General features: G+C 64.8%; 23 protein-coding genes and 1 other RNA gene. 13 read left to right on the forward strand and 11 right to left on the reverse strand.

Annotated elements, in window-relative coordinates:
* Window positions 1–103: 103 nt before the first annotated feature.
* The 5 genes from CSC74_RS02610 to asnS form a co-directional block, all read right to left on the reverse strand.
* Window positions 104–892 (reverse strand): SDR family oxidoreductase, encoded by a 789-nt coding sequence (locus tag CSC74_RS02610; protein ID WP_162312853.1) that lies wholly within the window; start codon window positions 890–892, stop codon window positions 104–106.
* A gap of 8 nt (window positions 893–900) precedes the next feature.
* Complete coding sequence (locus CSC74_RS02615; protein ID WP_162312854.1) at window positions 901–1,536, reverse strand: FMN-binding negative transcriptional regulator; 636 nt, start codon at window positions 1,534–1,536, stop codon at window positions 901–903.
* A 9-nt stretch (window positions 1,537–1,545) separates the two neighbouring features.
* Window positions 1,546–1,854, reverse strand: a complete 309-nt coding sequence (locus CSC74_RS02620; protein ID WP_162312855.1) for a hypothetical protein — start codon at window positions 1,852–1,854, stop codon at window positions 1,546–1,548.
* Window positions 1,851–2,156, reverse strand: coding sequence for a hypothetical protein (locus CSC74_RS02625; protein ID WP_162312856.1), 306 nt, complete (start codon window positions 2,154–2,156; stop codon window positions 1,851–1,853). The genes CSC74_RS02620 and CSC74_RS02625 overlap by 4 nt, the downstream gene beginning before the upstream one ends.
* A 177-nt stretch (window positions 2,157–2,333) precedes the next feature.
* Entirely contained in the window at window positions 2,334–3,734 is a 1,401-nt protein-coding gene (gene asnS, locus CSC74_RS02630; RefSeq protein ID WP_162312857.1) for an asparagine--tRNA ligase, read from the reverse strand.
* Window positions 3,735–3,844: 110 nt separating this feature from the next.
* Here asnS and CSC74_RS02635 point away from each other — a divergent pair, with 110 nt between their 5' ends.
* The 6 genes from CSC74_RS02635 (at window position 3,845) to CSC74_RS02660 (ending at window position 9,316) form a co-directional block, all read left to right on the forward strand.
* Entirely contained in the window at window positions 3,845–4,180 is a 336-nt protein-coding gene (locus CSC74_RS02635; protein WP_162312858.1) for a HesB/IscA family protein, read from the forward strand.
* Window positions 4,181–4,254: 74 nt separating this feature from the next.
* Complete coding sequence (locus CSC74_RS02640) at window positions 4,255–6,009, forward strand: DUF885 domain-containing protein (RefSeq protein WP_162312859.1); 1,755 nt, start codon at window positions 4,255–4,257, stop codon at window positions 6,007–6,009.
* Window positions 6,010–6,238: 229 nt separating this feature from the next.
* Entirely contained in the window at window positions 6,239–6,673 is a 435-nt protein-coding gene (rpsF, locus tag CSC74_RS02645) for a 30S ribosomal protein S6 (RefSeq protein WP_162312860.1), read from the forward strand.
* A gap of 11 nt (window positions 6,674–6,684) precedes the next feature.
* Entirely contained in the window at window positions 6,685–6,915 is a 231-nt protein-coding gene (rpsR, locus tag CSC74_RS02650; protein WP_162312861.1) for a 30S ribosomal protein S18, read from the forward strand.
* Window positions 6,916–7,100: 185 nt separating this feature from the next.
* Window positions 7,101–7,550, forward strand: a complete 450-nt coding sequence (rplI, locus tag CSC74_RS02655) for a 50S ribosomal protein L9 (protein ID WP_162312862.1) — start codon at window positions 7,101–7,103, stop codon at window positions 7,548–7,550.
* Window positions 7,551–7,921: 371 nt separating this feature from the next.
* Complete coding sequence (locus CSC74_RS02660; RefSeq protein WP_162312863.1) at window positions 7,922–9,316, forward strand: replicative DNA helicase; 1,395 nt, start codon at window positions 7,922–7,924, stop codon at window positions 9,314–9,316.
* A 173-nt stretch (window positions 9,317–9,489) separates the two neighbouring features.
* Here CSC74_RS02660 and CSC74_RS02665 read toward each other — a convergent pair whose 3' ends face one another.
* Complete coding sequence (locus CSC74_RS02665) at window positions 9,490–10,350, reverse strand: hypothetical protein (RefSeq protein ID WP_162312864.1); 861 nt, start codon at window positions 10,348–10,350, stop codon at window positions 9,490–9,492.
* 273 nt (window positions 10,351–10,623) lie between these two features.
* Here CSC74_RS02665 and CSC74_RS02670 point away from each other — a divergent pair, with 273 nt between their 5' ends.
* The 3 genes from CSC74_RS02670 to pgm all read left to right on the forward strand — a co-directional run bounded on the left by CSC74_RS02670 (window position 10,624) and on the right by pgm (window position 14,900).
* Window positions 10,624–12,093 (forward strand): WS/DGAT/MGAT family O-acyltransferase, encoded by a 1,470-nt coding sequence (locus tag CSC74_RS02670; RefSeq protein WP_162312865.1) that lies wholly within the window; start codon window positions 10,624–10,626, stop codon window positions 12,091–12,093.
* Between the two features lie 109 nt (window positions 12,094–12,202).
* A complete protein-coding gene (locus CSC74_RS02675) occupies window positions 12,203–12,880 on the forward strand; it encodes a YiaD family glycine zipper/OmpA-like lipoprotein (RefSeq protein WP_162312866.1) in 678 nt (225 codons plus the stop codon).
* A 337-nt stretch (window positions 12,881–13,217) separates the two neighbouring features.
* Window positions 13,218–14,900, forward strand: coding sequence for a phosphoglucomutase (alpha-D-glucose-1,6-bisphosphate-dependent) (gene pgm / locus CSC74_RS02680; protein ID WP_162312867.1), 1,683 nt, complete (start codon window positions 13,218–13,220; stop codon window positions 14,898–14,900).
* A gap of 126 nt (window positions 14,901–15,026) precedes the next feature.
* On the opposite strand, the gene gnd is transcribed toward pgm, so the two are convergent.
* The gene (gnd, locus tag CSC74_RS02685) at window positions 15,027–15,935 is read right to left on the reverse strand and encodes a phosphogluconate dehydrogenase (NAD(+)-dependent, decarboxylating) (protein ID WP_162312868.1); all 909 of its coding nucleotides are present in this window, start codon (window positions 15,933–15,935) and stop codon (window positions 15,027–15,029) included.
* Window positions 15,936–16,200: 265 nt separating this feature from the next.
* Window positions 16,201–16,554: a transfer-messenger RNA gene (gene ssrA, locus CSC74_RS02690) on the reverse strand.
* A 160-nt stretch (window positions 16,555–16,714) separates the two neighbouring features.
* On the opposite strand from ssrA, the gene CSC74_RS02695 reads away from it, so the two are divergent.
* Entirely contained in the window at window positions 16,715–19,213 is a 2,499-nt protein-coding gene (locus CSC74_RS02695; protein ID WP_162312869.1) for a S8 family serine peptidase, read from the forward strand.
* 108 nt (window positions 19,214–19,321) lie between these two features.
* Here CSC74_RS02695 and smpB read toward each other — a convergent pair whose 3' ends face one another.
* Window positions 19,322–19,816, reverse strand: a complete 495-nt coding sequence (smpB, locus tag CSC74_RS02700; protein ID WP_162312870.1) for an SsrA-binding protein SmpB — start codon at window positions 19,814–19,816, stop codon at window positions 19,322–19,324.
* A gap of 93 nt (window positions 19,817–19,909) precedes the next feature.
* On the opposite strand from smpB, the gene CSC74_RS02705 reads away from it, so the two are divergent.
* Window positions 19,910–20,338 carry a type II toxin-antitoxin system RatA family toxin gene (locus tag CSC74_RS02705; RefSeq protein WP_162312871.1) on the forward strand — a complete coding sequence of 143 codons (429 nt, stop codon included), beginning with the start codon at window positions 19,910–19,912 and terminating at the stop codon, window positions 20,336–20,338.
* A complete protein-coding gene (locus CSC74_RS02710) occupies window positions 20,338–20,598 on the forward strand; it encodes an RnfH family protein (RefSeq protein WP_162313693.1) in 261 nt (86 codons plus the stop codon). The genes CSC74_RS02705 and CSC74_RS02710 overlap by 1 nt, the downstream gene beginning before the upstream one ends.
* Before the next feature lie 3 nt (window positions 20,599–20,601).
* Here CSC74_RS02710 and CSC74_RS02715 read toward each other — a convergent pair whose 3' ends face one another.
* On the reverse strand, window positions 20,602–20,994 hold the full coding sequence (locus tag CSC74_RS02715) for an outer membrane protein assembly factor BamE (RefSeq protein ID WP_162312872.1): 393 nt from the start codon (window positions 20,992–20,994) through the stop codon (window positions 20,602–20,604).
* 114 nt (window positions 20,995–21,108) lie between these two features.
* On the opposite strand from CSC74_RS02715, the gene fur reads away from it, so the two are divergent.
* A complete protein-coding gene (gene fur / locus CSC74_RS02720) occupies window positions 21,109–21,510 on the forward strand; it encodes a ferric iron uptake transcriptional regulator (protein WP_162312873.1) in 402 nt (133 codons plus the stop codon).
* A gap of 89 nt (window positions 21,511–21,599) precedes the next feature.
* Here fur and recN read toward each other — a convergent pair whose 3' ends face one another.
* Window positions 21,600–23,267, reverse strand: a complete 1,668-nt coding sequence (gene recN, locus CSC74_RS02725; protein WP_162312874.1) for a DNA repair protein RecN — start codon at window positions 23,265–23,267, stop codon at window positions 21,600–21,602.
* Window positions 23,268–23,313: the final 46 nt, after the last annotated feature.

Here is a 23,313-nt window from a genome sequence, read left to right on the forward strand (position 1 = left end):
GCCAAGGCCTCACCGTAGGAGCGCGCCTTGCGCGCGATGCTTTCCTCGATATGGGTCATGGCCAGGGCATCGCGCGCAAGGCGCGCTCCTACGGGCGTGGAGGTCAGATCGATTGCATGCGCCCGCCGTCCACTGCCAGGCTGACTCCATTGATGTAGGCGGCGGCCGGACTGGCGAGAAAGGCGATGGCCGCGGCGATCTCACTGGCCTCGGCGAAGCGGCCCACCGGAACGGTCGACAGCATGGTCGCGGCGATGGCGTCGCGGGATTTTCCGGTGGAGGCGGAGCGATCATCAAGGATCTGTTCCAACCGCTGGGTGCGGGTGTAACCGGGCAATACGTTGTTGACCGTGATCCCGTCCGGCGCCAGTTCGCGCGACAGGGTCTTGGCCCAACTGGCCACCGCGCCGCGGATGCTGTTGGAGACGCCAAGGTTGACGATGGGTTCCTTCACCGAAGTGGAGATCACGTTGACGATACGGCCCCATTGCGCGGCCTGCATGCCGGGCAACACCGCCTGCACCAGGACCTGGTTGCCGAGCAGGTGCTTGTGGAAGGCATCGAGGTAGGCGGCGGCATCGGCATCGATGGCGCGTCCGCTCGGGGGACCGCCGGTGTTGTTGACCAGGACATGCACCGGATCGGCGCCGGCCAGCGCCTGCACCTGCGCGGCGAGTTCGTCGTGTCGCGAGACGTCGGCGGCGATCCAGCCATGCCGCTGGCCGGCAGCGGTGCGGGGCAGGGAGGCGGCGGCGGCTTCGAGAGCATCGGCGCGCCGTGCCAGCAGGGTAACGTCCGCACCAAGCAGAGCGAGTTCCAGTGCAGCCGCGCGGCCGATGCCTTCCGATCCGCCGCAGACCAGCGCGTGCCTGCCGTTGAGTTCCAGGTCCATGTCGTTCCTCAGTCCGGTGGGCGGCGGTCGAGCCGCTCCAGCATCATGGCCGCGACTTCCCGCGACCGGAGATCGTCCTGCTCGCGCAGGGCCTGTGCCGCGCCGCGCACGTTGGCGGCGGGGTGGTTCTGGCTGAGTTTGAATTTCAGCTCGATCCGATCCGGCACGAAGCGGAAACCGATGATCCCCCGCAACTGGCCGCGGTGGGCTTCACGATCGTGTTCGTAACGCCAGTCGCTGCCGATGGCGGTTTCGTGCCGGATGCTCAGCCGGTCGACGATGCTGGCGAGGAATGCCTCATCGGTCGAGGCCTCCAGCTTCCCGTCCAGGTGCGCCACCGCATAGTTCCAGGTCGGGACCCGCGCGGCTTCTTCCTTGTCCGCATACCAGCCGGGTGAAACGTAGGCGTGCGGTCCATGCACGATCATCAGCGCGGCTCCGCCATGCGTCGCCTGCGGGTTCGGCCGGGCCCAATGGCCTTCGATCAGTATCCTGTCGCCTTCACGCGAATACAGCACCGGCAGGTGGCTGGCGAAAGGCTTGCCGTCGGGGCCGGTGCTGACCAGGGTGACGAAGGGATCGCGCGCCAGCAGCCGGTCCAGTTCGCCCAGGTCGGTTTCAGCGAAGGCGCGTGGCGTGTACATCTATCGCGGTCAGGCCCGCGCGCCCAGCGATTGCACCATCAGCCCGCGCAGCGCCGCGTCGTTGTCCGCGCGCGGCGGCGCGACCTCGGTCAGCGAAAATCCGCGGGCCAGCGCATCGTCCTCGTCCAGTCCGTCGAAGGCCACGAACTCGGCATCGAACAAAGCCGCGCGCGCGGTGTCGTCGCTGTCGTAGGCCAGGGTGTTGCCGTCGCTGTCGAACACTTCCGCGGTGCCCGCATCGAGCAGGCGCAGGCGTGCCCACACCAGCGTCCGCCCCAGCGAGGCGACATACCACTGGGTGTCGATCGTGTCGTTCATGCCATCACCAGCGATGCGAGCCAGAGCAGCCCGGCGCAGGCCAGGCCGCCGAAAATGACCAGCAGCGAGATCTTCGCCGGTGTCGCCAATCCGCTCAGCGAACTGTCGCGGCTTTCGCGGTAGCGGCCGCTCAGCAACCAGGCCAAGGCCGCAGGCTTTAGGAATGCGCCGGTGCCCAGTTGCGCGGTGATCTCCGGATGGCGGTCGCGGATGTGCACCAGGGTCAGCGGCCAGAAAATCACGAACGCGGTGAAGCCGGCGATGGCGGCGGCGACGAAGAGCAGGGCGAAGAACAGGATCACTGGTAATCAAACCTCGTAACTTTGGGGCATCGTCATCCCGGCGAACGCTGGGATCCATTTTGACTTTGATTTTTCCTGCAGCGCATCTGGAACGTTATGGTTATCGCGAAGATCAAGGTGGATCCCAGCGTTCGCTGGGATGACAGCGCTCTCTGTTCCGGCTTGCTGCGGAAAACCTCAGAACTCCGCATTGCCGGGCGCGCGGGGGTAGGGAATGGAGTCGCGGATGTTGGACAGCCCGCAGACGTAGACCACCAGGCGCTCGAAGCCCAGGCCGAAACCCGCGTGCGGCACCGTGCCGTAGCGGCGGAAATCGCGATACCAGCCGTAATGCGCCGGATCCAGGCCGAACTGGGCCATGCGCGCGTCGAGGATGTCGAGGCGTTCCTCGCGCTGGCTGCCGCCGATGATCTCGCCGATGCCCGGCGCCAGCACATCCATCGCCGCGACGGTCTTGCCGTCGTCGTTGAGGCGCATGTAGAACGCCTTGATGTGCTCGGGATAGTTGGTGACCACGACCGGGCGGCCGACGTGCTGTTCGGTCAGCCAGCGCTCGTGTTCGGTCTGCAGGTCCAGGCCCCATTCGACCGGGAATTCGAACTTGTGCTTCGATTCCTGCAGCAGCTTGATCGCATCGGTGTAGTCGATGCGCTCGAACGGCGCGTTGATGAAATCTTCCAGCTTGCTGATCGCGGTCTTGTCCACGCGCTCGGCCAGGAACGCGAGGTCGTCGCCGCGTTCCTCCAGCACCGCGCGGAACAGGTACTTGAGGAACTCCTCGGCCACCCGCGCATCCTCGGCCAGGTCGGCGAAGGCGATCTCCGGTTCGATCATCCAGAACTCGGCCAGGTGCCGGGTGGTGTTGCTGTTCTCGGCGCGGAAGGTCGGGCCGAAGGTGTAGACCTTGCTCAGCGCCAGCGCGTAGGCCTCGACGTTGAGCTGGCCGGAGACGGTCAGGAAGGTTTCCTTGCCGAAGAAATCGCGCGAGAAATCGACTTCGCCCTTGCCGTTGCGCGGCAGGTTGGCGGTGTCCAGGGTGGACACGCGGAACATCTGCCCGGCGCCTTCGGCATCGGAGGTGGTGATGATGGGCGTGCTGATCCAGCAATAGCCGTTCTGGTGGAAATAGCGGTGCACCGCCTGCGACAGGCAGTTGCGGATGCGCGTGACCGCGCCGAACAGGTTGGTGCGCGGGCGCAGGTGGGCCACTTCGCGCAGGAATTCCAGCGAGTGCGCCTTGGGCTGGATCGGGTAGGTCTCGGGGTCCTCGACCCAGCCGACGACTTCCAGCTTCGATGCCTGGATCTCGAACGACTGGCCCTGGCCCTGCGATTGCACCAACGTGCCGGTGGCGATCACCGCGCAGCTGGCGGTCAGCCGCTTCACTTCGGATTCGTAGTTGTCCAGCGTGCTCGGCACGACCACCTGGATCGGGGCGAAGCAGGAGCCGTCGCTGACGTTGACGAAGGACAGCCCGGCCTTGGAGTCGCGGCGCGTGCGCACCCAGCCGCGGACCGTGACTTCGCCGCCGGCCGGGATCTTGCCCGCCAGCGCATGTTCGACGCTAACCACCGTCATGACTTGAATCCTTGTGCGACCGCAACCATTAATGGAACGCGGAGTTTACCGGAGCGGCGCCGGGAACGCCGCGTTCGCGGGTCTATAATCGCCGCCAGCAAGGAGAGTCCATGGCCATCACCCTTACCCCGGTCGCGTTCCAGCGCGTGCAGCGTTTCGTTGCCGAATCGGGCGCCCTGGGCCTGCGCTTCGGCGTCAGCCGCACCGGTTGCTCCGGCTGGGGCCACGTGGCCGACCTGGCCCGCGACCAGCGCAGCGACGACACCGTGTTCGAGCAGCAGGGCGTGAAGATCTTCGTCGACGCCGACAGCCTGGCCCTGGTCGACGGCACCGAGATCGATTTCGGCAAGCAGGGCCTCAGCGAGGCCTTCCTGTTCCGCAATCCCAATGCCACCGCCGAATGCGGTTGCGGGGAAAGCTTCACCACCGAGGCCGACAGGGCCTGAGACATCGTGCCCTTCTCCCGGGGGGAGAAGGGAAATCGTATTAAGCTCCCGGTTCACCGAATCCGGAGTCACCCATGTTCCGTTCCCTGTTGCTGGCAGTGTTGACGCTTGCCGCTGTGATGCCTGTGCGTGCGCAGCAGGCTTCACAGAACCCGACCTTGCAAAAGCTCTTCGCCGACGAATGGGAGCGCGGCCTGCGCGAGAGCCCCGAGAACGCCAGCTACAACGGCGATTCCCGCTTCAACGATCGCTGGAGCGATCTCAGCCTCGCCGCCATCGCCAGCCGCGAAGCCGAGGATCGTGCCGCACTGGAGCAACTGCACGCGATCGATCGGAAGGGCCTGTCGGCCGCCGACCAGCTCGATTACGACACCTTCGAATGGAACCTGCAGCGCAGCATCGAGCGGCAGAAATTCCACGAATACCAGCAGCCGATCAGCCACCAGGGTGGGCCGCAGACCGCGGACGGGATTGCCGAGGTGCTGCCTTTCGCCAGCCTCAAGGACTACCAGGACTGGCTGAAGCGCCTGCGGGCGCTGCCCACGGTCATCGATCAGGTCATCGTCCTGATGCAGGAAGGGGTGAAGGCCGGCAACCTGCCGCCACGGGTCCTGATGCAGCGGGTGCCAGCGCAGATCGCAGGGCAGGTGGTCGATGATCCGGCGAAAAGCGCCTTCTACAAGCCATTCCTGAAATTTCCCGATGCGATTTCCGCCAGTGACCGTGATCGCTTGCAGGCTGAGGCGAAACGTCTCATCGCCGGCGACGTGGTCCCGGCCTATCGCAAGCTGCAGACGTATTTCAACGACGAATACCTGCCCAAAACCCGCGCATCCATCGCCGCCACCGACCTGCCGGACGGCAAGGCCTATTACGACTTCCTGGCGCGCTACTACACCACCACCGACCTGACCGCCGAGCAGATCCACGCGATCGGGCTCAAGGAAGTGGCGCGGATCCGCGCCGAGATGGAGAAGGTCAAGGACCAGACCGGCTTCAAGGGCTCGATGGCCGAATTCTTCACTTACCTGCGCAGCGACCCGAAGTTCTTCTACAAGACCCCGGACGAGCTGCTGACCGCTTACCGGGCGTTGGCCAAGCGCATCGATCCGGAGCTGGTGAAGGTGTTCAAGACCATCCCGCGCCTGCCGTACGGGGTGCGCGCGATCCCCGACAACATCGCCCCGGACACCACCACCGCCTACTACATGCCAGGCGCCTCCGATGGCACCCGTCCTGGCTATTACTACGTCAACCTGTACAAGCCGGAAGTACGCCCGACCTGGGAAATGTTGCCGCTGTCGCTGCACGAAGCCGTGCCCGGGCACCACTTCCAGTTCGCCCGCGGCCTGGAGCTGCCGGACGCCCCGATGTTCCGCCGCACCGCTTATTTCGTCGCCTACGGCGAGGGCTGGGGCCTGTACGCCGAGCAGTTGGGCTACGAAATGGGCCTGTACGACGACCCCTACGACCGTTTCGGCCAGTTGACCTACGAAATGTGGCGGGCGGTGCGGCTGGTGGTCGATACCGGCATGCACGCCAAGGGCTGGACCCGGGAACAGGCCATCGCCTATTTCAAGGACAATGCGGCCAAGACCGACCAGGACATCGTCAACGAGGTCGACCGCTACATCGGCACTCCCGGGCAGGCGCTGGCCTACAAGATCGGGCAGATGAAGATCTCGGAGTTGCGGGACAAGGCCAGGCGGGAGCTGGGGCCGAAGTTCGACCTCCGGGCCTACAACGACGCGGTGCTGGAGACCGGTTCGGTGCCTTTGGAGGCGCTGGAGAGGCATATCGATGCCTGGATTGCGGCGCAGAAGGGCTGAAGAGCGGGGTTGGCGGTTGGTACAAAGCCGGGGTTTCCACGAACTACCAACCACCAGCCATCAATCCGCATTTGCACCTAACCCATTGACCTGACATAATTTCCGGCTTCCTGCGGGCTTCCGTCTGCGGGAACCCTTGCCCCACCGCGTCCTCCATTTCCACATTGGGGGCGGCCGGGGGGCTGTCCGGTCCGGCTTCCGCCGGGCCTCATCCGAAAGGTATACAACGATGCGTCATTATGAAGTCGTGTTCCTGGTCCACCCTGACCAGAGCGAGCAAGTGCCGGCCATGATCGAGCGTTACAAGACGCTGGTCGAGAACGGCAACGGCAAGATCCACCGCCTGGAAGACTGGGGCCGCCGCCAGCTGGCGTACCCGATCCAGAACCTGGTCAAGGCCCACTACGTGCTGTTCAACATCGAAGTCGAGCAGGCGATCCTGGCCGAGCTGACCGAAAGCTTCCGCTTCAACGACGCGGTGCTGCGCCACCTGATCATGAAGCGCGATGAAGCCGACACTGAGATGTCGATCATCATGAAGAGCAAGGACGAGAAGGGCGACAAGCCCGAGCGTGGCGAACGCCGCCGTCGCGATGAAGACGAAGGTGGCGAAGTGGTCGAAGCCGCCGTCGATACCGATTCCGACACTGCCGAAGCCGCCTAAGGAGCACCCCCATGTCCAAGTTCTTCCGTCGCCGCAAGTTCTGCAAGTTCACCGCCGAAGGCGTGAAAGAGATCGATTACAAGGATCTCAACACCCTGCGCCAGTACCTGACCGAAACCGGCAAGATCGTCCCCAGCCGCGTGACCGGCACCAAGGCGCGCTACCAGCGCCAGCTGTCCACCGCGGTCAAGCGCGCCCGTTTCCTGGCGCTGATCCCGTACACCGACAGCCACGACAACTGATCGAAGCGGTAACGAGGTGAAGTCGGCGGCTACGCCGCCTGCAAATGGCGAAGGGTATAGGCCCCGACCATCCGCAGCCCGCGCAGCGGGCGACTTCACTCTTCACCTTTTCGCCCCATTACTGTCATTCGGACAGCTCAATCGCTGCGGGGCTATTCCCCGCTAACGAATACGGAGTACAAACCATGCAACTGATCCTCCTGCAGAAAGTGACCAACCTCGGCGTCCTCGGCGACAAGGTCGACGTGAAGCCGGGTTACGGCCGCAACTACCTGGTGCCGCAGGGCAAGGCCGTGCCGGCCACCGCCGCCAACGTCGCCGAGTTCGAAGCCAAGCGCGCCGACTACGAAGCCAAGGCCAAGTCGATCCATGACGAAGCCGAAGCCCGCCGCGCCAAGCTGGAAGGCGCCAGCGTCACCATCAGCGCCAACGCCGCCACCGAAGGCAAGCTGTTCGGTTCGGTCGGCCCGCGCGACATCGCCGACGCCTTCACCAAGGCCGGTTTCCCGGTCGAGAAGAGCGAAGTCATCCTGGGCGAGGGCGCGTTCCGCCACATCGGCGAATACGACGTGGTCCTGCACCTGCATGCCGACGTCGAAACCACCGCCAAGGTCGTCGTCATCGGCGACGTCTGATCCTGGCTGGCAGCGATACCGCGACGGGCGCCGAAAGGCGCCCGTTTCGTTTGTCCCCGGATCATGTCCGCCGCCGTTCCGTAGGAGCGGGCCTTGCCCGCGATGCTCTTTCATCATGCCTCGGCAATCCCGACGGAGAGCGCCGTCACGAGCGATAAGCATCGCGGGCAAGGCCCGCTCCTGCAATCGCAGTCCTTGAGACGGCCGACGCGTATCCAACAATCGTACTTATCCACAGGTTGTGCCATCGCGAGCACACAGGCGGAGCACCTACGATGGCCGACCAGATCCGCCGAGCGACGTCTCTCACCCGCGTTCGCCTCATCGCAAGACCCGCACAGGCAAGCTCCACAAAGGAACACCCCGCAACTATGTCCGCACGCCCCGGCTTCCGTTACGACCAGCACGACGCCCGCATCGAGCAGCTGCGCGTGCCGCCGCATTCCATCGAAGCGGAGCAGGCGGTGCTGGGCGGGCTGATGCTGGCGCCGGAAGCCTACGATCGCATCAACGACAAGCTCAACGATACCGACTTCTATCGTCGCGACCACCAGCTGATCTACCGCGCGATCAGCGAGCTGGCGGAAAAAAGCCGGCCTTACGATGCGGTGACCCTGGGCGAATGGTTCGAATCCCAGGGCCAGATCGAGCAGGTCGCCGGTGGCGCCTACCTGGTCGAGCTGGCCAGCACCACGCCTTCGGCCGCGAACATCGTCGCCTACGCCGAGATCGTGCGCGACAAGGCGGTGATGCGGCAGCTGATCGAGGTCGGCACGCAGATCATCAACGACGGCTTCCAGCCCGACGGCCGCGACAGCGCCGAACTGCTGGCCAAGGCCGAGCAGGAAGTCTTCGCCATCGCCGAGGCCGGCGCACGCGGACGCACCGATTTCACCGCGGTCAACACCGCGCTGAAGGATGCGTTCGAGGTTCTGCAAAGCCGCTTCGAAAGCGGCGGCAGCATCACCGGCCTGCCTACCGGTTACCACGAGTTCGACGAGATGACCGCCGGCCTGCAGCCGACCGACCTGCTGATCCTGGCCGCGCGCCCGGCCATGGGCAAGACCACCCTGGCCTTGAACATCGCCGAGTACGCAGCGATCAAGTCGAAGAAGGCGGTGGCCGTGTTCTCGATGGAAATGTCCGCATCGCAGCTGGCCCTGCGCCTGATTTCCTCCAACGGCCGGGTCAACGCCACCCGCCTGCGCACCGGCCAGCTGGAGGACGAGGACTGGAGCCGCGTCACCAGCGCGATCCGCATGCTCAAGGAAACCAAGATCTTCATCGACGACACCCCGGCGCTGTCGCCGGACGTGCTGCGCTCCAAGGCGCGACGGCTCAAGCGCGAACACGACCTGGGCCTGATCGTGATCGACTACCTGCAGCTGATGGCGGTGCCGGGCAACAGCGAAAACCGCGCCACCGAGATTTCCGAGATCTCGCGTTCGCTCAAGGGACTGGCCAAGGAACTCAACGTGCCGGTGGTCGCGCTGTCGCAGCTCAACCGCTCGCTGGAAACCCGCACCGACAAGCGCCCGGTGATGGCCGACCTGCGCGAATCCGGCGCCATCGAACAGGACGCCGACGTTATCATCTTCATCTACCGCGACGACTACTACCACAAGGATTCGGCCGACAAGGGCCTGGCCGAAGTCATCATCGGCAAGCAGCGTAACGGCCCCACCGGTTCGATCAAGCTCAAGTTCTTCGGCGAATACACCCGCTTCGACAACCTGGCGCACGACGCAGTCGGAAGCTTCGAGTAAACGGGTAGGGCGGGTCTTGACCCGCCGTCAGAAAGATCGCGACTTTTCTGAAGGAGTCGTGACCTGCCTTGCGGAAGATCGCAACCCACCCAAGAAAAAATGAGCTTCTTTGCGGAATATCGCGACTGCCCAATGGCGGGCTGGTTTCCAACAGCGAAGCGGGTCAACCCGCCCTACGCCTGACCGGATTTTTCCTGCGTCACCTTGTTCAGCAGCTTCACCGCATAGCCGCTGCCCGGGACCACGGCCGAGGCGACCTCCGCGCCGAGTTCGAACATCATCTCGCGCGACATCATGATGTCGACCTTCTCGCGGAACCATTCGCCGTTCTCGATCACCTCGCCGGTCAATCCGTCTATCTCGATCACCCCCAGCTTGTTGTTCCAGTTGTATTCGAAGGCGAATACCGGGCGGAAATACAGATGGGCGGTGGTGAACTCGACCGTGTCGCCCTGGATCGAGTGCGCGTCGATCGGTTCGGCCGCCAGCTTCGCCTTCACGATCTGCACCGCGGCATTGAAAGGCAATTGCGGAGGAATGGTTCCCTCGACATCCAACTGGCTGCGTTCGGCGGCCTTGTAACGCTCGATGTAACTCTGCAGCTTGGCCTGTTTGATCCCGCGCTTCAGCCCGTCCTGGTGGATGACCACGTCGATCTTGCGGTGGCAGAATTCCTGCAGCTGCACGTCGATGCGCGGCTTGCCGCCGCTGTTGGGCAGGATCTCGAAAGCGCTCCCGGCTATTTCCACCTTGCGTGCGTAGGGATTGGTGATCTGCACCGGATAAACCGCCTCGTGCAGGTAATCGACCTCGCGCCGCGCCACCAGGTGCCAGAACGGCTCGTAACGCAACTCCCACTTGGACAGGCGCACCGTATCGGCCTTGGGCCGGTTGAGCGGATTGAGCCTGGCCAACGTGCCGAAGGCGGCGAGCTTGCTCTTTTCCGCCTGCTCCTCGGCTGCGCGGCTGGGATAGACCTCCTCGAAATAGAGGATCCGGTAGACCGAACTGTCGGGGTTGATGATCGGTTCCATGGTCTGTTTCCCGTCGCACGCGAAGTTTCCCGATCATACGTAAAAGGCGACGCCGCAAGGACATTGCCGGTGGCGTAGGAGCGACGTGAGTCGCGAAACCAGGGCCTGTGCACGGGGCTGCCATCGATATTCCCGCATACGCTCCGTGTCGCTACCGGATGCCCTTGTGCGGTCACGTTCGCGACTCACATCGCTCCTACGCCGGGTACGGCGTGTCCGCGTTGACGCCCTTCGCCGCAGCGTGCTTCACTCGCCGCGGGCGAGGAGAGACCGATGGCAACCAGCAAGGTAACGCGCAAGCCGCGCAAGGAACCCATGTCGCGGGTCGATACCGCATGGCTGCGGATGGAGCGCCCGACCAATCCGATGATGATCACCGGGGTGCTGATGTTCGACGAGCCGATGACCATCGAGCGGCTCAGGGACGTGGTCAGGAAGCGCTTCCTCGCCTATCCGCGCTTCCGTCAGAAAGCGGTGGATACGCCGGCCGGCGCGTCGTGGGTGGAGGACGGGAATTTCGACCTGGACCTGCATGTGCGCATCACCGCGCTGCCGGGACGCAGCGACAAGAAATCAGAGAAGAAAGCCTTCGAGCGCTTCGTCAGTCAGTTGGCGTCCTCGCCGCTGGACAAGTCGAAGCCGCTTTGGCAATTCCACCTGATCGAGAAATACGGCGCCGGCTCGGCGGTGGTCGCTCGCATCCACCACTGTTATGCCGATGGCATGGCCCTGGTCCAGGTGATGCTGTCGATGACCGACACCACCCGCAAGCCAGTGAAGAGCAGCAACCTGCGCGACGCATGGCTGAAAAGCGATGGCGCCAACGTCGAGCGCAGGGTCGGCGCCATCGACCGCTACATGAAGATCGGCGGCAAGGTGCTGGGCAAGGGCATGGACATGTATCGCGACCCGACCCTGGCCACGGTGCTGGCCAGGGAGGGTGGCGAGATCGGCCGCGAACTGCTGGCCGCGCTGGCCTTGTCCGACGATCCGCCGACGCTGCTGCGCGGCGCCCTGGGGGTCAGCAAGCGCGTGGCCTGGGCCGAACCGCTGGACCTGGACGAGGTCAAGGCGGTCGGTCGCGCCTGCGACTGCACCGTCAACGACGTGCTGATGGCCGCCGCGGCCGGGGCCCTGCGCGGCTACATGCTTGAACGCGGCGAGAACCTCGAAGGCGTGACCCTGCGCGCCACGGTGCCGGTGAACCTGCGCCCGCTGGAGCACGCCAAGAAGCTGGGCAACCACTTCGGTCTGGTGTTCCTGGAGCTGCCGGTGGGCGAAGACAATCCGATCCGCCGGGTGGAGCGGGTCGCCAAGTGCATGTCAGACCTAAAGAATTCTAGGCAAGCCATTGTTTCATTTGGACTTCTTGCGGCATTGGGAATGGCCCCAGCGGCCGTGCAGGGTATTGCCCTGGATCTGTTCAGCCGCAAGGCGACAGTGGTGGCCACCAACGTGCCCGGGCCGCAGCAGCCGTTGTACATGGGCGGCTGCGGGATGCGCGAAATGATGTTCTGGGTGCCGCAGACCGGCTCGGTCGGCATCGGCCTGTCGATCCTGAGCTACAACAACCGGGTCCATTTCGGCCTGATCTCGGACGCCAGGCTGGTGCCCGATCCTGATGCGGTGATCCAGCGCTTCGGCCCGGAATTCGAGAAGCTGCTGTACCTGTCGCTGATGGGCGATTGGGACCATAGCCTGGATTCCGAAGCCGCGACCGCCCTGACCGGCAGCCGGACCTGAACGAAATCCCCGGAGACTTGTTCATTTCACCTGGCAGACATCCGGCAGCCAGTACCTTCTCAAAGCTGAACCCCCTGCCTGACGCAAGTCCCACCAGAAGGAGAACGCGATGAAGAAGCAAACAATGATGGTCCTGGTCTCCGCACTCGTTGCCACGGTCACCCTGGGTGGCTGCGCCACTTACACGGGACAGACCAACGACCCCAATGATCCCAACCGGACCCGCAACAACGCCTTGATCGGCGCCGGCATCGGTGCCGTCGCCGGCCTGCTCAGCGGTGGCGATGCCACCGAGCGCCGCCAGCGCGCCCTGGTCGGCGTGGGCGTGGGTGGCCTTGCGGGCGGTGCGATCGGCGCCTACCAGGACCGCCAGGAAGCCGAACTGCGTCGTCAGACCGCCGGCACCGGGGTCGAGGTCAGCCGCGATGGCGATGTGATCAAGCTCAACCTGCCTGATGGCGTCACCTTCGATTTCGGCAAGGCCAACCTGAAGCCGCAGTTCTACCCGGCGCTGGACAACGTCGCCAGCACCCTGGCCGAGTACAACCAGACCATCGTCGAAGTCTCCGGCCATACCGACAGCATCGGCAGCGATGCGGCCAACCAGACCCTGTCGGTGCAGCGCGCCAATGCGGTCGGCAATTACCTGATCGGCAGGGGCCTGGTCCGCGAACGTTTCGAGATCGTCGGTTTCGGCGAAACCCGGCCGGTGGCGAGCAACGACACCGACTCGGGTCGCGCCCTCAATCGCCGCGTGGAAATCCGCGTGGTGCCGGTGCGCTCGTAATCTGCAGCGCGCGTCGCAATTGGAGAAACGGGTCGCTTATGCGGCCCGTTTTTTGTTCTTCACGGATTGCCGGAAAAGATCGTCGCGCCGTAGGAGCGCCCCTTGGACGCGATGCCGTTGCGCAATGTGATCGGAAAGGCATCGCGCCCAAGGGGCGCTCCTACTCGGCATTGGCCGAGAGGGCGGGTATCCACTTGGGCAACCTTGTTTTCACGCAAGGCAAGCTAGTATTTGGCATGAATACCAGCCTGGAAACCCGTTTGACGATCCTCTCCAGTACTCGGACGTCGCCTGCCGCACCCGGTGGCGGCAAAACCCGGGGCAGGGCGTTTCCTCGGTGACCGCCCCTGCCAATCCATCAGCGGGGAAACCCGCGCCGGCCGGGCAACTGGTCGACATTGGCAAGCTTCTCGCCGCCTATTTCGACCTCAAGCCCGATCCTTCCGTCGCCGCGCAGCGGGTGGCGTTCGGCACCTCCGGCCATCGCGGCTGCTCGTTCGATCGCAGCTTCAACGAAGCGCACGTACTTGCGATCACCCAGGCGATCTGCGAGTACCGCGCGCAGCAGAACATCGACGGCCCCTTGTTCCTTGGCATAGACACGCATGCCTTGTCGAAACCGGCCTGCGATAGTGCCCTGGAAGTGCTGGCCGCCAATGGCGTCGAGGTGCGCATCGCCCAGGGCGGCGAATACACGCCGACGCCCGCCGTCTCGCACGCGATCATCGTCCACAACCGCGGCCGCGACAGTGGTCTGGCCGATGGCATCGTGATCACGCCCTCGCACAATCCGCCTGGCGATGGCGGCTTCAAGTACAACGGCAGCAATGGCGGCCCGGCCGACACCGTGATCACCAACGCGGTCCAGGAACGGGCGAACGCGCTGCTCGAAGGCGGGTTGAAGGAGGTCAGGCGCGTGCCACTGCAGCAGGCACGCAGTGCCGCGAGCACGCGCGAGCACGACTACCTCGGCGTCTACGTCGCCGACCTCGGCAACGTGCTCGACTTCGAGCTGATCCGCGCTTCCGGCCTGCGCATGGGCGTGGATCCGCTGGGTGGAGCCGGCGTCCATTACTGGGCACGCATCGCCGAACGCTACCGCATCGACCTGGACGTGGTCAGCGAACAGGTCGACCCCGCATTCGCATTCATGAGCCTCGATTGGGACGGCCGGATCCGCATGGACCCTTCGTCCTCCTTCGCGATGCAGCGCTTGATCGGATTGAAGGATCGCTACGACATCGCCTTCGCCTGCGACACCGACCACGATCGCCACGGCATCGTCGCGCCCAGCGTCGGCCTGCTGCCCTCCAACCATTACATGGCGGTGATGGTCGATGACCTGTTCCAGCACCGCCCGGGATGGAAAGCCGATGCTGCGGTCGGCAAGACCGTGGTCAGCAGCAGCATGATCGATCGGGTCGCCGCGCGGCTGGGCCGCAAGCTGTACGAGACGCCGGTCGGCTTCAAATGGTTCGCCGACGGCCTGTCCGATGGCTCGCTCGGATTGGGCGGCGAGGAAAGCGCTGGCGCCAGTTTCCTGCGCCGCGACGGCAGCGCGTGGACCACCGACAAGGACGGCATGGTGCCGGCGCTGTTCGCGGCGGAGATCACCGCGAGGCACGGGCAGGATCCGGGCGAGCGCTACGCCGGCCTGTGCCGCGAATTCGGCGAATCGTTCTCCAGCCGCATCGATGCGCCGGCCGATCCGCGGCAGAAGCGACTGCTGTCGAAACTGACCCCTTCCCAATTGCTGGCCGACACCCTGGCTGGCGAGAAGATCGAGCGGGTGCTGGACAAGGCGCCGGGCAACGGCGCAGCCATCGGCGGGATCAAGGTGGTCGCGGTCAACGGCTGGTTCGCCGCGCGTCCGTCCGGCACCGAGGACATCTACAAGATATACGCGGAAAGTTTCCTCAGCGGCGAACACTTGCAGGCGATTCTGGCCGAGGCGCAGGGGATTGTTGATGCGGCGGTAGGCGGTAGGAGCGAGGAACGAGGAACGAGAAACGAGGAGTGAGGAGTGAGGAGTGAGGAGTGAGGAGTGAGCTGAGAGCTGGGAGCTGGGAGAAGGAAGTCAAAAGACGCACTCCTGCTCCTGCTTTTCCTCACTACTCGTTCCTCGTTCCTCGTTCCTCGTTCCCGTCTAAAGCTCCTTCTTCACCGCATGCCCGCCGAATCCATTGCGCATCGTCGACAGCAACTTGTCGGTGAACGAATCCGCATCGCGCGAGCGCAGCCGTTCGATCAGCGACAAGGTGATCACCGGCGCCGGCACATCGAGGTCGATCGCCTCGGCCACGGTCCAGCGGCCTTCGCCGGAATCGGGCACGAACGGGGCGATGCCGTCCAGGGTCGGGTTTTCGCCCAGCGCCTCGGCGGTCAGATCCAGCAGCCACGAACGCACCACGCTGCCGTGGCGCCAGATCTCGGCGACCTGGTGCAGGTCCAGGCCGAATTCCTTCTTGTGTTCGAGGATGGAAAAGCCTTCGGCGTAGGCCTGCATCATTCCGTACTCGATGCCGTTGTGGATCATCTTGGTGAAGTGTCCGGAACCCGCCGGCCCGACCCGGCCCCAGCCCCGGTCCTTGCCCGGCGCCAGGGTCTCGAAGACCGGGCGCAGGCGCTCGACCGCGTCGGCATCGCCGCCGATCATCAGGCTGTAGCCCTGTTCCAGCCCCCACACGCCGCCGCTGGTGCCGGAATCGACGTAGTGCAGACCCTTGTCGGCCGCCGCCTTGGCGCGATCCATCGTGTTCTTGTAGTTGGAGTTGCCGCCATCGATGATCGTGTCGCCGGCGGAAAGCAGCGACAGCAGCGCATCGACCGTGCCACCGGTGATATCGCCGGCCGGTACCATCATCCACACCGCGCGTGGCGCGGCGAGCGCGGCCACCATCGCTTGCAGGGAATCGACCGGTTCCGCGCCGAATTGCTCGACGCGCATGCGCGCCTCCGCGCCGGGATCGAAGCCGACCACGCGGTGGCCACCGCGCACCAGCCGCTGCGCCATGTTCGCGCCCATCTTGCCCAAGCCGATCATGCCCAGTTCCATGCGTGCTCCCGTGTCATCCAGCAAAATAGAGGGCGCCATTTTGCGCCCGAACCCGTGACGGAAGTAGCAACCCTTGTAGGAGCGGCGCAAGCCGCGAAAGCATGAACCCTGGGCCACCGATTAACTGGCATCACCCTGGCTCCTGTTCGCGGCTTGCGCCGCTCCTGCAAAGATCAAGGACTCGCGGCGGGGACGCCGCTCCCACACAAGCGCACAGACGCACAAAGAAACGGACCGCTTGCGCGGCCCGTTTCCTTTCACTGGATGGTGGAGGTGGGGGGAATTGAACCCCCGTCCGAAGGCACTCCATCCCCGGTACTACATGCTTAGCGCTCCGTTAGGTCTCGTCCCCCGACAGCACGGCGCGCAAAGCGCATCCGGGGACCAGCCTGTTTTGGTTAAGCCGTGACTGACAGGCAGCCGTCACAGCCGGTTCCGTGATAATGACCCTACATCCACGAGCACGGGCACAAGTGGGTTCGGGGCTTACGCCTTAAGCGGCGAGAGCGTAGTTGTCGTCGTTGGCAACTAGAAGTTTGCTACTGGATTAACGAGGAAAGTCGCCCCCTCGGCATGCACCAGGCAATTTCGCGACCCCCGTCGAAGCCAGTGCACCCCCGGGAATCAGAACTCGCTGATGCAGTCAGTGTAGGGGCGATGGACCGTGGTCACAACCGCTGCGACGGGAGGTGGTTAGGATCGCTTCATCGCCTTCCCACGGCTCTCTGGCCCCGGTCCCGACGGGAATGCGTTTCCTTTGGCAAACCGGAGGATTCGTCATGGCAACCAGGAAAGCCGGTACACGCAAGCCGGCCGTCGCAGCGGTCAAGGCCGCGAAACCCACCCCCAAACCCGCCAGCAAGGCCGCCAAGCGCGCAGCGCCGGCTAAGCGTGCGCCCACCATAGGCACGCCCGCACCCGCGCCGGCCAGGAAGCACGCGCTGCAACGTTCCGACTTCATGGCCGCAGCCCAGGGCGAGGCCAAGACCGTCATCTATATCCACGGCATCGGCAATAAACCGACCCCGGAAGTGCTGCGCTGCCAATGGGACAAGGCCTTGTTCGGACGCGGCATGGGCGAGCGCACGCGCCTGGCGTACTGGGTCAACCGCCTGCGTTATCCGACCCCGGAAATCGCCACCTGCGGCGACCGCGACGAAGGCCCCACCGTCAACCAGGCCGAACAACGCGTGCTCAGCGCGCTGGGCGTGACTCCGAGCAATCGCGACCTGGGGCAACTGGCCGATGCGCTGGCCGGGACGCCGGCGGAAAGCGCGATGCTGCACGGCATGCTCGGCGAACTGAGCGCAAGCAAGGCCAAGCAGACAGGCTTGGGCGCGCGCGGCCTGCTCGACAAGATCAACGAGATCCTGCTGAAACTCATTTCCGCGGCCTTGCTGCAGGACGTGCACGATTTCTTCTTCGACAAGCGCCGACGCGAGGCGATGGAGAAGAGCCTGCTGGACCGCATGGAATCCGGTGGCGGGCCATTTGTGGTCGTGGCCCACAGCCAGGGTTCGATGATCGCCTACGAAGTCCTGCGCAAGCTCGATCCGGCCAAATACGACGTGGCCCTGTTGGTCACCATCGGCTCGCCGCTGGGCCTGCCCAGCGTGCGCAGCATGTTCAAGCAATCGATCAGGAAGAAGAAACTGCCGTTCCCGCCCTGCGTGCGCCATTGGTACAACGTGGCCGACCGGCTGGACCCGGTGGCCCTGGACGGCAATCTTGCCGACGATATCGAGAATCCGGGGCAGCGCTATTCCAACCTGCAGGGCGCGGACGTCAACGTCGACAGCCCACGCAATCCGCATTCTGGATCGGGCTACCTGTCCAACCTGCACGTACGCGCCAAGGTGCGCGAAGTGGTGGGCGTGGGCTTCGACCAGCCGGTGTCCAACACGGTGCTGATCAAGGACCTGTCCGACCAGCTGGAAGCCAATGGTGCCGAACATCGCCACGAAGTATTGATCGAACTGGACAAGCTGCCGACGGGCGAGGGCGGACGCGAGGCGGCGCGCACGGCGCTGGTCACGCGCATCCGTGGCCTGGCCGGCGAGACCACGCGGCTCAAGGGCGTTGCCCTGGATGACGAGATCTACCTGGAAGACAACCTGCAGCGTTTCGTTTCCGCCAAGCTGACCCGCTTCGAGATCGAATCGCTGCGCAACGATTACCAGACCCTCAGTTTCAAGCGGCTGTGGCGCGATGCGGGCAAGCGCGCGTTGCTGAACCAGTCGCGCAGCGTGATCCAGGCCGATGCCGCGCAGACGGCGTACCGCGCCCTCGGACAGAAGATCGGCTGGGCGGTGCTGGATACCGGCATCGCCGCCGGACATCCGCATTTCTACCAGAAGGGCAAGCGCGACGTGGTCGTCGCGCAGTGGGATTGCACGGTGCGCGGCAAGCCGAAGAAACTGTTGCGCGCCGATGGCGTGGCCTTCAGCAAGCTGGATCGCAACGGCCACGGCACCCACGTGGCGGGTGTGATCGCCGGCCAGTGCAACGCACCGTTGCCGGGCGCCAACGGCAAGGAGAAAATCGAATTCGCGGGCATTGCGCCGCAGGCGCAGTTGTACGGCTTCAAGGTGCTGGACGACGACGGTAATGGCCGCGACTCGTGGATCATCAAGGCCGTGCAACAGGTGGCCGACCTCAACGACCAGGCCGGGGAGCTGATGATCCACGGCGTGAACCTGAGTCTGGGCGGCTATTTCGACGCCGAGAGTTACGGTTGCGGCTTCACGCCTCTCTGCAACGAACTGCGGCGCCTGTGGCGGCAGGGTGTGGTCGTGGTCCTGGCGGCAGGCAACGAAGGCCTGGCCTGGCTGGTGCAGAACGATGGCGAGTCGTATCCGATGAACATGGACATGACCATCGGCGATCCCGCCAACCTGGAGGACGCCATCGCGGTCGGGTCGGTGCACAAGGGCAATCCGCACAGCTACGGGGTTTCGTATTTCTCATCGCGCGGACCGACCGCCGATGGCCGGCACAAACCCGACGTGGTCGCGCCGGGCGAAAAGATCATTTCCGCGCACTACGGTTTCAAGGTCTCCGACCCGAAGACCTGGATGGTGGAGATGAGCGGCACCAGCATGGCCGCGCCGCATGTGTCCGGACTGGTCGCGGGATTCCTGTCGGTGCGCAGGGAATTCATCGGCTCCCCGGACCGGGTCAAGCAGATCCTGCTCGATCATTGCACCGATATCGGCCGCGATCCCTACATGCAGGGCAAGGGCATCCCGAACATGATCCAGATGCTGGCCTCGACTTGACCGTAGGAGCGTCCATGGGCGCGATGCTCTTGGCGCGATCTGGACGAAAGGCATCGCGCCCATGGGCGCTCCTACAAAGGCCGACCGGGATCGCGCACGGACGCGTGGTCAGGCGTCGCGGTTGTGGCGGCGCATCACGCGCTGCTTGTCGCGGGCCCAGTCGCGATCCTTGGCCGCGTCGCGCTTGTCGTGGGTCTGCTTGCCCTTGGCCAGCGCGATCTCGGCCTTGACCTTGTTGCCTTTCCAGTACAACGAGAGCGGCACGATGGTGTAGCCGTCGCGCTCGACCTTGCCGATCAGTCCGTCGATCTCGCGCTTGTGGAGTAATAGTTTGCGCGTGCGGCGGTCGTCGGCGATCACATGGCTGGATGCCTGGATCAGCGGCGTGATCTGCGCGCCGAACAGGAACAGCTCGCCAGCGCGGACCACGGCGTAGGCTTCGGTGATGTTGGCGCGCCCGGCGCGGATCGCCTTCAGCTCCCAGCCCTGCAGCGCCATGCCCGCCTCGAAGCGTTCCTCCAGGTGGTATTCGTGGCGTGCGCGCTTGTTCTGCGCGATCGTGCCAGTGCTGTTTGCTTTATCCTTGCCGGGTTTCTTCGCCATGGGTGCATTGTCGCCGATGGCGCAAGTGCAAGCGAGCCCAGACCCTCTGCAAGTCCCTTTCCAAGAGCCGTCCTCGAAGAGCCCCGTCAACGCATGCAAACCATCCGCCGCAGCGCCCTGGTCGAACACTCCACCGCCCGCATGTTCGATCTGGTCAACGACGTGGCCGCGTACCCGCGCCGTTTCGACTGGTGCAGCGCCGCGCAATTGATCGAATCCGGCACCGACCGGCTGGTCGCGCGGCTGGACCTGGGGCTGGGCGCGCTGAGCACCTGGTTCACCACCGAGAACGCCCTGGATCGGCCGCACAGCATCGACATGAACCTGGTCGACGGACCTTTCCGGAAACTGCACGGGCGCTGGGAATTCCATGCGCTGGACGAATGCGCCAGCAAGGTCACCCTGACCCTGGAATTCGACCCCAGCAGCCGGCTGCTGGGGCCCGCGTTCGCAATCGGGTTCCAGAGCCTGGCCGACCGCATGGTCGATGATTTCGTCCGGGTCGCCGACCGGGGCGAATGATGAAGGTCGAGGTGGTCATGGCCTGGCCGCGCCGGCACGAAGCGGTGGTCGTGGAACTGCCGGAGCATGCGACGCTGGCGCAGGCGGTCGAAAAGGCGGGCTTGTCCGGGGGCGACGAAGTGACCGGTTATGCGATCTTCGGGATCAACGCCGAAGCGACGACTCCGTTGCGCGACGGAGACAGGGTCGAGTTGCTGCGTGCCCTGCAGATCGATCCGAAGGACGCGCGCCGGCGACGCGCGTCGAAGCCGAAGCGCTGAAACTCAGCGGCGGCCGCCCTTCTTCTTGTCCTTGGCCAGGTTGGGGCCGAACTTGCGCACGTCCTTGGCCAGCTGGATGTCGTTCTCGGGGAAGTATTCGCCCTCCCACTTGGCCAGCGAGTCGCCCTCGAAAAAGACCGTCAGGTTCTTGATCTCGGTGGTGCCGCGGCGGTTGGTGCGCTCGGCGGCGGTGTAATCCCAACGCTGCGCATGGAACGGATCGGCGATGGAAGGCGTGCCGAGCAGGGCGATGACCTGCTGCTTGCTCTGGCCGACGGCCAGTTGGTCGGCGTTGCTCTTCTCGATCAGGTTGCCCTGGTAGATGGGCTGCTTGTACAGGATCCCGCAACCGGCGGTGGCGAGGGTGACGGCGGCAACCAGCAGGAATCTACGCATCGGCAAGTGCATCGCATTGGACAGGAAGAAAGACCGGGCGATGATACACTTCCCCTGTCCGCCGCAACCCATTCCGAGGCAGCTGGCGCTAAACCGCCAATGAACGGAGAGGCCATGGAATCGCAGGATTTACGCAAAGTCGGTCTGAAGGTGACGCATCCACGGATACGCATCCTCGAATTGCTGGAACAGAGCAAGCCCCGGCACATGACCGCCGAGGACATCTACCGCCACCTGCTCGACCATGGCGAGGAGATCGGCCTGGCCACCGTGTACCGGGTGCTGACCCAGTTCGAGGCGGCCGGCCTGGTGCTCAAGCACAACTTCGAGGGCGGCCAGGCGGTGTACGAACTGGACCGCGGCGAGCACCACGACCACATGGTCGATATCGAGACCGGCAAGGTCATCGAGTTCTCCAGCGACGAGATCGAGGCGTTGCAGCACAAGATCGCCGCCGAGCACGGCTACGAGATCGAAGAGCACGCGCTGGTGCTGTACGTGCGCAAAAAGCGCTGACCGATCCCGTAGGAGCGCCCCTTGGGCGCGATGCTGTTGCGCGATGTGACGGAAGAGCATCGCGCCCAAGGGGCGCTCCTACGGCGCGATCAGACGGCGTTGCTCAGCAGCCGTTTCGCCGCGGCCCGCGCTTCCTTGCTGACTTCGACGCCACCGAGCATCCGGGCCAGTTCTTCCTCGCGCTGCTTCGCGCCCAGCGACTCGACCGAGCTCTGGGTCATACCGTCCACCGGCGCCTTGCTGACCCGGTAATGCGCGTGGCCTTGCGCGGCGACCTGCGGCAGGTGGGTGACGCAAAGCACTTGGCGCTTGTCGCCCAATGCACGCAGCTTCTGGCCGACGATCTCGGCGACCGCGCCGCCGATCCCGGAATCCACTTCGTCGAAGACCATCGTCGGCACCGCGTCCAGGCCCAGGGCCGCGACCTCGATCGCCAGCGAGATGCGCGAAAGCTCGCCGCCCGAGGCGACCTTGCGCAGGGCGCGTGGCGGCTGGCCGGCGTTGGCGGCGACCAGGAATTCCACCCGCTCCGAACCCAGCGGGTCGGCGCGTTCGCTTTCGTTGGGCTCGATCGCGATCTGGAAATGACCGCCGCCCATGCCCAGCTCGGCGATCAACCCGGTAGTCGTCCTGGAAAGCTTCGCCGCCGCGCTCTGGCGTGTCTTGGTCAGCTTGCCCGCGGCACTGCGCCAGGCCGAGGCGGCGGCTTCGATTTCGGCATTCAAGCTGAGCAGGCGCTCGCCGGCGCCGCGCAGGCCATCCAGTTCGCTGGCGATGCTGTCGCGCTGTTCGCCCAGTTGCGCGGGCGTCACCCGATGCTTGCGCGCCAGGTCGTGGATACGGGTGAGCTTGCGCTCCAGCTCCATGAACTGGGCGGGATCGGCATCCAGATCCTCGCGGACGCGGTCGAGCAGCACAAGTGCTTCGTCCAGCTGGATGTTGGCGTTCTCCAGCAGGGCATCGACCTCGTGCAGGCGCGGTTCGTGCTCGGCCATGCGCGCCAACTCGCTGCGGGTCTGCTGCAGTTGTTGCGACACCGATGGCGATTCTTCGCCAGCCAGTCGCGCGAAGGCGGCATTGCAGGCGTCGATCAGCCCCGAGGCATTGGCCTGGCGGCGATGGTTGGCGGAAAGCGCTTCGATCGCCGGGGCGGCGAGGTCCTCGCGTTCGAGTTCGTTGAACTGGTGCTCTAGGTAGTTGATGCGGTCGGATACGTCGCCTTGCCTGGAAAGGTTGTCGCGTTCTCCCAGCAACGTGTTCCATGCAGCCGCGGCACTGCGCACCGCCGCACGCTCGCTGTCGTTGCGGGCATAGGCATCCAGCAGGGCCAGTTGGCTGGGCCTTGAGAGCAGGGCCTGTTGTTCGTGCTGGCCATGGATTTCCACCAGCAGCGCCGCGAGCTCGGTCAGCTGCGACAGGGTGACGCTGCGGCCGTTGATCCATGACCGCGAACCACCGTCGGCGCGGATCACCCGGCGCAGCTGGCAGACCTCGTCGTCGTCCAGTTCGTTTTCGCGCAACCAGGCGAAGGCGCTGGGCACGTCGTTCAGGCTGAATTCCGCGGAAAGCTCGGCGCGCTCGGCGCCATGCCGGACCACGCCACTGTCGGCGCGCAGGCCGGAAAGGAAACCCAGGGCGTCGACCAGCAGGGATTTGCCGGCGCCGGTTTCGCCGGAAATGACGGTCATGCCCGGGCCGAATTCGAGCTCGGCGGAACGGACGACGGCGAAGTCCTTGAGGGCGAGGTGTCTGAGCATGGACGCGCATTGTAGAGGCATGTGGCGCAAGTCCTGAGACACCCAC

The sequence above is a fragment of the Pseudoxanthomonas yeongjuensis genome (genome assembly GCF_010093345.1).
Lineage (GTDB): Bacteria > Pseudomonadota > Gammaproteobacteria > Xanthomonadales > Xanthomonadaceae > Pseudoxanthomonas_A > Pseudoxanthomonas_A yeongjuensis.

Coding starts and splice junctions, on each gene's coding strand:
- CSC74_RS02610 (WP_162312853.1), bottom strand. CDS start 892: ATGGACCTGGAACTCAACGGCAGGCACGCGCTGGTCTGCGGCGGATCG.
- CSC74_RS02615 (WP_162312854.1), bottom strand. CDS start 1,536: ATGTACACGCCACGCGCCTTCGCTGAAACCGACCTGGGCGAACTGGAC.
- CSC74_RS02620 (WP_162312855.1), bottom strand. CDS start 1,854: ATGAACGACACGATCGACACCCAGTGGTATGTCGCCTCGCTGGGGCGG.
- asnS (WP_162312857.1), bottom strand. CDS start 3,734: ATGACGGTGGTTAGCGTCGAACATGCGCTGGCGGGCAAGATCCCGGCC.
- CSC74_RS02635 (WP_162312858.1), top strand. CDS start 3,845: ATGGCCATCACCCTTACCCCGGTCGCGTTCCAGCGCGTGCAGCGTTTC.
- CSC74_RS02640 (WP_162312859.1), top strand. CDS start 4,255: ATGTTCCGTTCCCTGTTGCTGGCAGTGTTGACGCTTGCCGCTGTGATG.
- rpsF (WP_162312860.1), top strand. CDS start 6,239: ATGCGTCATTATGAAGTCGTGTTCCTGGTCCACCCTGACCAGAGCGAG.
- rpsR (WP_162312861.1), top strand. CDS start 6,685: ATGTCCAAGTTCTTCCGTCGCCGCAAGTTCTGCAAGTTCACCGCCGAA.
- rplI (WP_162312862.1), top strand. CDS start 7,101: ATGCAACTGATCCTCCTGCAGAAAGTGACCAACCTCGGCGTCCTCGGC.
- CSC74_RS02660 (WP_162312863.1), top strand. CDS start 7,922: ATGTCCGCACGCCCCGGCTTCCGTTACGACCAGCACGACGCCCGCATC.
- CSC74_RS02665 (WP_162312864.1), bottom strand. CDS start 10,350: ATGGAACCGATCATCAACCCCGACAGTTCGGTCTACCGGATCCTCTAT.
- CSC74_RS02670 (WP_162312865.1), top strand. CDS start 10,624: ATGGCAACCAGCAAGGTAACGCGCAAGCCGCGCAAGGAACCCATGTCG.
- CSC74_RS02675 (WP_162312866.1), top strand. CDS start 12,203: ATGAAGAAGCAAACAATGATGGTCCTGGTCTCCGCACTCGTTGCCACG.
- gnd (WP_162312868.1), bottom strand. CDS start 15,935: ATGGAACTGGGCATGATCGGCTTGGGCAAGATGGGCGCGAACATGGCG.
- CSC74_RS02695 (WP_162312869.1), top strand. CDS start 16,715: ATGGCAACCAGGAAAGCCGGTACACGCAAGCCGGCCGTCGCAGCGGTC.
- smpB (WP_162312870.1), bottom strand. CDS start 19,816: ATGGCGAAGAAACCCGGCAAGGATAAAGCAAACAGCACTGGCACGATC.
- CSC74_RS02705 (WP_162312871.1), top strand. CDS start 19,910: ATGCAAACCATCCGCCGCAGCGCCCTGGTCGAACACTCCACCGCCCGC.
- CSC74_RS02710 (WP_162313693.1), top strand. CDS start 20,338: ATGAAGGTCGAGGTGGTCATGGCCTGGCCGCGCCGGCACGAAGCGGTG.
- CSC74_RS02715 (WP_162312872.1), bottom strand. CDS start 20,994: ATGCGTAGATTCCTGCTGGTTGCCGCCGTCACCCTCGCCACCGCCGGT.
- fur (WP_162312873.1), top strand. CDS start 21,109: ATGGAATCGCAGGATTTACGCAAAGTCGGTCTGAAGGTGACGCATCCA.
- recN (WP_162312874.1), bottom strand. CDS start 23,267: ATGCTCAGACACCTCGCCCTCAAGGACTTCGCCGTCGTCCGTTCCGCC.